The organism is Paenisporosarcina sp. TG20 (assembly GCF_000286315.1).
Classification (GTDB): Bacteria; Bacillota; Bacilli; order Bacillales_A; family Planococcaceae; genus Paenisporosarcina.
On the sequence record NZ_ALJG01000189.1, the window covers coordinates 1 to 8176 of the forward strand.

Annotated in this window: 5 protein-coding genes and 1 pseudogene; all 6 read right to left on the minus strand. The window is 36.1% G+C overall.

Annotated features, from left to right (window positions below):
• Positions 1 to 245: 245 nt before the first annotated feature.
• On the minus strand, positions 246 to 2123 hold the full coding sequence (locus B371_RS0103225; RefSeq protein ID WP_019412879.1) for an alpha-E domain-containing protein: 1878 nt from the start codon (positions 2121 to 2123) through the stop codon (positions 246 to 248).
• On the minus strand, positions 2123 to 3568 hold the full coding sequence (locus B371_RS0103230; protein WP_019412880.1) for a circularly permuted type 2 ATP-grasp protein: 1446 nt from the start codon (positions 3566 to 3568) through the stop codon (positions 2123 to 2125). Before B371_RS0103230 ends, B371_RS0103225 begins: the two co-directional genes overlap by 1 nt.
• 420 nt (positions 3569 to 3988) lie before the next feature.
• Positions 3989 to 4147, minus strand: a pseudogene (locus B371_RS22660) (hypothetical protein); the annotation flags it as partial.
• A 631-nt stretch (positions 4148 to 4778) separates the two neighbouring features.
• Positions 4779 to 5849 (minus strand): ABC transporter substrate-binding protein, encoded by a 1071-nt coding sequence (locus B371_RS0103240; protein ID WP_019412882.1) that lies wholly within the window; start codon positions 5847 to 5849, stop codon positions 4779 to 4781.
• 13 nt (positions 5850 to 5862) lie between these two features.
• Positions 5863 to 6642 carry an ABC transporter ATP-binding protein gene (locus B371_RS0103245; protein WP_019412883.1) on the minus strand — a complete coding sequence of 260 codons (780 nt, stop codon included), beginning with the start codon at positions 6640 to 6642 and terminating at the stop codon, positions 5863 to 5865.
• A gap of 7 nt (positions 6643 to 6649) precedes the next feature.
• Positions 6650 to 7459, minus strand: a complete 810-nt coding sequence (locus B371_RS0103250; RefSeq protein WP_019412884.1) for an ABC transporter permease — start codon at positions 7457 to 7459, stop codon at positions 6650 to 6652.
• Between the last annotated feature and the right edge of the window lie 717 nt (positions 7460 to 8176).

The window sequence follows — 8176 nt, forward strand, 5'->3', positions numbered from 1 at the left end:
CAGTATCCACTTTGGTTTATGGTATGATTTCCTTTGCAGCCCGACGTTGGCGCTGGAAGGATGAAAGACGAACGTTTCGTCTTTCTGACCCCCAAAAGGGCCCGCGGGCTGGCGCTCGGAGCTAGACATAGCTACTCCAAGTTCAAAGGTATAACTCGGAAAAACATATACTTTTTTATTTTATAAAAAGAGGGCTGCCCTTAAAAGTCATTTTAAATGACTTTTAAGACAGCCCCTTCATTCTATTAATCAATTAAACTTACTGATACTTTTACATCTAATTTATGGTTACCACCACGGTATACCCCTTGAACGGGGCTAACATCTCCGTAGTCACGACCCACACCAACGCGAATATGATTTTCAAGTGCTTCTACATTATTTGTTGGATCAAGTCCTACCCAGCCAATTCCAGGTACCATCACTTCAACCCATGCATGGCTCGCTGCGTCTCCGACTAGTGCGGAATTTTCCCCAACATACAAGTAACCACTGACATATCTTGCAGGGATGTGCTTGGTACGCAGTATTCCTAGCATAACGTGAGAAATGTCTTGGCACACACCTTTGTTCAAGTTGAATGACTCTTTTGCCTTTGTTGACACGTCTGTAGACGATCCATCATAGGTAAAACGCTTATGCAAATAGCCCATTACATCTATCGAATATTGCACAGGATTGTACATTTCTCCGATTTCGCCATCTACTTCCAACATTTGTTCAGGTGTGAGATAAGTGTAAGCCGTATTGCTTAAATACGCTAAATAATGGTTATTAAATAAATCAGAATGGAAAATAGCATACATCTCTGGAGAAAAATTAATACGATGTATCCATGGACTCTTTTGAATACTAACTATCGAAGTCGCTTTAACTTCTAAATGCTTATGCGGATCTGCTATAAAGAATGCCTCAACATTGTTTCCCCAGATATCCACATGTCCTTTCGTAAGAGCTACAGGCGTAATATCTGTTCGGTAAGACAGTAAGCGTTGACACTCATCTGTACGTGGTGTTAAGCGTATTGAATTCATGCTTTGATCAACCCATGTATCATAATCAAATACATTAGTATGTTCAATTTTGTATTTCATGGATGAAGAAATCAAAAACTTCGGTGGTTCTGGTACTTCAGGTAATTTTAATTGTTCTTGCGTTGAATTTGGCTCAATTAAATAATATGTCTTAGAAAAAATTTGTCCAATCTCGTTACACTGGTTTTGGAAACGATTTAAAAAAGCTAACATATCATCTGAATTTAATTTATGAATAGACATTTCATCAAAATTTTTCTTTAAATTTTCAAGAGCATAATATAATTCGAAAGAATAATGTGCAATTTTTGCATTTTCCAAAGTATCAACGGCTGCTCGTACATGATTAATATTGTAATGAATCGACCTTGGGAATGATTCATCCGTAATTAGAAAAGTTAAGATGGTTTTCGGATCCATTTTAGGACGGTTTACTTTTAAAAATGCTTCATAACCATTTAACATACGTAGAGCAGACAACCATGCATAGTAATCTTCGCCTTTATACAATAATTGCGCTTCCCGTGTTCGATCACATACAACATTTAAAATGCGTGCTGTTTTTTCTGCACGCTCTAACCATTTCCCTATTTTAATCATTCGGTAAGAAACTCCACGAGACATACCAGATTCGATAATCCCTTGGGCAATCAATGTCGTCATTTTAACTTTTTTTAAAAATGTTCGTAGGTGTTGTATTGAAAAAGGCTCTCGTTCGGCTTGAAGTGTATAGTGGTATAAATCATTCCATGTTTCAAAAAGTTCATTAGGTAAATGATCTCGACTAATTCGCACATTTTCGCGTGCCACACTCACGCACTTTAAAATAGAATTCGAATTGTCAGGATGAAAAGCTAAGTAGTGTAATAAGTCTTGGTCTTGAACATTAGGCTTATTTTCAAGTTTTTCTAATTCTTCTTCTGTAGAACAAACTCCAAACAATAGTTGCCATTGTTTTTCATCTATCATTTCTTCATTTGAGGTTTCAACCATTTGAGTTAAGTGAACGTCTAAAATTCGTGCGTTCAATTCAGTACGTTCGATATTACGGGACATCCAATAAAGTGAATCTGCTACACGACTTAACATTAAGTCATCCCTCCTGACTTCATAACCCACGTATCTTTACCGCCACCGCCTTGTGAAGAATTGACGACTAGGGACCCTTTTTTAAGCGCCACACGGGATAACCCCCCTGGGAATACGTGAGTTTCTTTTCCTCTTATCACAAACACACGCAGGTCTACGTGACAAGGATAAAAATCATCCCCTTGATACGCTGGTGCTCTAGACAACTTGATTGTTGGTTGTGCAATATATTGGCTAGGAGATTCGAGAATTTTCTCTCGGAATTCCTCGATTTCTTCTGAGGAAGCATGCGGCCCTATTAGCATATCATACCCTCCAGAAGCACCTACATTTTTAATCACTAATTCTTCTAAACGTTCTAGTACCCAATCTCTTTGAATAGGATCCTCTAACCGGTACGTCTTTACGTTATCAATAATTGGTTCTTCCTTTAAATAGTAGCGAATCATATCTGGGACATATACATACATCGCTTTATCATCTGCTACACCATTCCCTATCCCATTTAAAATCGCCACATTCCCTTTACGATAAGCGTCTAATAAACCAATTACACCTAGGCTTGAATCTTCACGAAAAGCTGTTGGATCTAAAAAGTCATCGTCAATTCGTCGATAGATAATATCGACCTTTTCAAGTCCGCGAATCGTCTTCATATAAACAATATCACTTAAGACGATTAAATCACGTCCTTCAACTAACTGAAGGCCCATTTGTTGTGCTAAAAATAAATGGTCATAGTAAGCTGAATTATAAATACCTGGAGTTAGTATAATTGCTCGAGGATTTTCTACTCCTTCTGGTGCATGATCTGTGATTGCTTCATGTAAATAAGTCACTTGATGTTCTAAAGTTTGAACCGAATGTTTCGCGAAAAATTCAGGATACACTTGACGCATGACATAGCGATTTTGATAGACATATGAGATGCCCGACGGATTACGTAAATTGTCTTCTAGGACTAAGTATTTTCCATTTTCATCTCTGATTAAATCTATTCCCGCAAGAAAGATGTGATTATTTAACGGAATTTTTACTCCTTGTATTTGTTTAGCATAATAATAAGGATTATCTTCTACTAATTCCTTTGGGACAATACCATCTTTAATTATTTTCTGGTCATTGTAAACATCACTCAAAAAACAGTTTAACGCTTCAGTACGTTGTACCATACCTTTTTCAATAGTTGCCCAGTCTTCTGGTGGTATGATAATTGGTACAAAATCAAATGGCATCGTTTGTTCAGCACCTACATTATTATTATAAACAGTAAAGGTGATTCCCTGTCTCAAAAAAGATAGTTGGGCAGTTTCATGTTTTTCTTTAAGTTCTTCATCAGAAAAGTTATGAAGCATATCATAAAACTTTTGATAATGGTCTTTGGGTGTACCACTAGCATTTAACATTTCATCAAAAAATGGTTTTACTTTATACGTACTAAACATATCAACACCCTCTCTTTATCATTTTATTTAGAAAGTTCAGAAATATCAACTACTACTTTATTTTATCATATCTCTTATTCTGTTATTACCCTCTTTCCTAACATCTTAATCTTTTATTGGTAAATAATAAGAGTTATGTAGTTCAAACAGTTGAAATACACTATTTTTAAGCAGTAATAAATGCCCAAAATTAGGAAGATGCGCATGAATGAATTCATGCGCATCTGAAATATAAAATCTTCTAACTAGTTTTGTTTTTCTTCACAACATAGAAGGTCTGCTATAAGTTTCGGAATGCCCATACTCACTACCAGTCAGCTAAACATTTCTGCCACTACAGTATGTTAGGGATTTTCATCCATTAAGTAATAGCACCTTCGAGCTACAAGCGCATCATGGATATATTCACATGTTAACTGACTATCTATCATTAAATGCGAAATCTGTAACCATTTGATCCTCTCTAACTGAATCTTCATTGGGTAGAACAATTGTTACTTTTGTTCCTTCTCCGATTTTACTTTGTATCTCAAGTTTGCCTTTCATTTCTTCTACAACACGAAAAACTACCATCATACCTAGTCCTGTCCCTAAAAAACTTAACTATTCGAGAGATGTTTAATCAAGATTTCATATGAATCTCCTAAGAAGGGCACAGTATGCCTTTATGGTGGAAGGATGGAAGTTGAACATCCCTACTATCCCCATAAAGTGTCCGCACTTTACATGGATGTACACAGACGTCCTCCAAGTTCACTGGTTAGTTCGTAATTAATTATTATTAGTTTATGATCTACCTAAAAAGAATTTTTAAAAAACTAAACCTTTAATGGGATAGTCCTTTTTAATGAAACTTAAGGTTTACTAACTATGTTTCAATTTGGGGTTATAATAAAAATTTCTTATGTATTCAAATATTGTAATAATTTAAGAAAAAAACTATTCTAATTTAGTTGGGTCAAAAACCAAAACTTCATTGTATTTACCGTTTGGGGTATGATTTTCAATTCCATTGTAAATCATAATTTAATCATCCGATTTTTTCATCACTTAGATATATATTTCACACCCAAATTCACGACATTTAAAACATAAAATTATACATTTCGATAGGCTTTAATGCACATTTCAGATAAACTTCACGGAAAAATTGAAAAAAGGCCTAAACAATAGCATTTAGGCTTTTTTTAAATTTCACAGAATGTTATCTCTATTCATATATCCCAATAATCTCTACTGCTTTTTCAGTTATTGCCGTATCGATTGCCTCATCAAACTTAAATTCTCCACGAATTGCTCCATTTTTCTTATAAAGCTCATATTGATCGCGAATATCTCCAATGAACATTTTTCCATTTGGATCAAGTCCTGTCACAAATACATCTTCCCAGACCGTTACGTCTTTCAAAGCTGTGTATTTGGCCATTATTTCGATGATTTCATCTTTTTCAATGTCTTTTTTGAAGGCATCGTTATAATCACGAACTCCTTTTAGATAAGCAGCCATGAAACGTAACGATACTTCTTGCTCATCGTTCATAAATTGTGGCGAACCAAGCACCATCGCAATCTGTGCTTCTGGAGCAAAGTCCGTTGCGTCACCAAAACGCACATGCATTCCTTGAGAAACACCTTGAGTAATCAGTGGCTCAATATTTAAAGCCGCATCAATCGACCCATTTTCAATAGCAGCTAGCATTGTACCGAAATCAGGCATAAGTACAAATTCCACATCATCTTTCGTAAGACCTGCGTGCTCGAGCATTAGATGGTAGATATAATCGTCTACTCCATGCTGTCCTGAAACTGCAATTCGTTTTCCTTTTAAATCACTATATTCTTTTATTTCATCTTGTTTGTCAGCACCAATTACGAATGTGAAGTAGGAACGTCCTTCAGCGTTATGTCCTTTATCAGCAATAATTTTAACGTCAATTCCTTGTGCAATCGCATTGAAGAAAGCAGCCGATGAAATTCCCCCTGCAATATCAACCTCTCCCGATGCAAGTGCAGGTAACATATCATCACTATTTGCAAATGTGGCAAACTCAACTTCGATGTTGTAGTCATCAAAATACCCTTTTTCATTCGCTATATAAAAGCCTGCACCTGAAGCGGAACCGTCTTCAGCGATGACAACTTTCGTCTTCTCATTTAATGGAGCTAAATCTCCTGAGGGATTATCCTTACTAACGTCGTCGTTTACCTTGACCATCTCTTCTTTTGAACAAGCACCTACCATTAAAACTAAAACCAAAAGCATTCCTAACCACTTTTTCATTCATACGCTCCCTTCACAATCTTGATCCTAGTACTTCTTCCTGTAAATGGCTCCAGATTTCTAAAAACTTAGAAGCCATATCAGGGTTCGTTCGAATATCTTCTAGTTTTCTTGGCCGAGGCAAGTCAATCTTTATCTCTTTATTTATTTTGCCAGGTTGTGCACTCATTAGTAATATACGATCGCTTAGATACAGTGCTTCATCAATACTATGGGTGATGAATAACACCGTTTTCTTTGTTTCTGACCATATTGATAATAGTTCTTCCTGTAAAATATATTTATTCTGTTCATCTAAAGCCCCAAATGGTTCATCCATAAGTAAGATTTCCGAATCGTTTGCAAAGGCTCGCGCGATACTTACACGTTGCTTCATTCCACCAGACAGCTCTTTTGGATACATCTTTGCAAACTTTGTAAGTCCCACTTTATTCAAAAAATAGAAAGTTCGTTCTTTCACATGCGATTTTGGCAAATGACGCATTTTAAGTCCGAATGCAACATTTTCTTCAACTGTTAACCAAGGGATAATGCCACGTTCTTGAAACACCATAGATTGGTTTGGTCGATCTTTGCTACTTTTTTCAATTGTGAAATCACCTGAGCTTTGGTTTTCCAATCCAGCTAATATACGTAACAACGTCGTTTTCCCACAACCACTTGGGCCAACGAGACAGACAAACTCACCATCTTCGATATTTAGTGAAATGTTTTCTAACGCGGCTACACTATTTTCCTTTTTATAAAATACTTTCGTCAATTCATTAATCGATATTTTTGGGTTTTGACTCAACTCGTCGTCACCTCCATGGTAATAATTTCCTTTGTAAACCTCGTAGTATCAATGAAAAGATATAACCAAAGAACGAAATAAGAATCAATCCAACAAACATTTCTTTTATTAAAAACGCACTATAAGAAGTCCAAATTAAATAGCCAATACCTGATTGAGCTCCCATCATTTCAGCCGCAACAATCGTAAGTAAAGCGATTGCCTGCCCCATTTGTATTCCTTCTAACATAACTGGAAGTGAGCCAGGTAAAGCTATTTTCAAGAAGAAATCTTTACGATTAGCTCCATAATTTTTCGCGACATCTAAATAAATAGATTCAATTGAGATGACTCCAGCAACTGTATTGATTACAACTGGGAAGAAGACACTTCCTGCTATGGTTATTATTTTCGACGTTTCTCCAATTCCGAAAATGATTAATATTAAAGGTAATAAAGCAAGTGTAGGAATCGGCATTAGTGCCATAATAAGCGGGGAAATGAAGTGCCGTATTGGTGCATACAACCCCATACATAACCCAATAATGATCCCTGGAATGACACCTAGTAAGAAACCAACAAAAATTCGAAACAACGAGATATTAATATGATGAAACAATTCACCACTTGTGAGTAATTCAATGAATGTGGATACAATCGCTGTTGGTGGTGGGAAAAACCGGGCATCAATTAGTCCGGTTTGTGATAAAAACTCCCAGATAATTAAGAGACTTATAGGTGAAAAAATGGTCAACAATGTCTTAAATCGCTTTTGTATTAGTTGCTTCCGCCATTCTTGCTGTTCCGTTTCTATTGGATTTTTATTTATTTCACTCATTTTTCACCACCTCTTCACCAAAATATGTGAAAATTCTAAAATGTGTGCAAAACTTATTAGTTTTTTAGCATTCATTATTCATATTTTTAAAACAATTGGTAATGGTTAATGGGTTGAAGCCAACACAACTTTCTTGGTTCTCCAAAAGTACTCATGCGGGGTAAATATTTAAGGTGAACTTCTAATTTTTTAAAAGGGACTGAATTCCGCATAACTACCTAGACACTGTTCGAAGAATTCACAACATGGAAACTCTTCACAAAGAAAAGAAACTCCGTCTTAGAATGTCTACACATTTTGGAACACTGGGTTCATGGCACATCAATTTTATATACATTTGTATGTTTTTAAAAAGGAGTTACTCAGTACGAGTAACTCCTTTTTAAGGTGAAAAAATGTGCAGCAAGTTTATACTCATCGTTAACTCTTTGAATGGACTACTTTTCATCCTTAGAACTTTTCGCTCACTCAACAGAAAATAACCATTATACGCCCCCATTATAGTTGTCAGCTTTGAAATACTTCTTTTTCAATTAAATAAGTTAGAAACCCCTATAATTAGATGATCAAAAGTCAACCAACTAAGAAAAAACGGGCAAAGTTCGCCCGGTCCTTTTAAGAAGGATAACCATAGAAACCCGTTTACTTCCGCTACGGTGGACGCTTTTCGCGGGCATGGCTTCAGTCTCCTCGTCACTGTAAAAACATGTGCTCCTG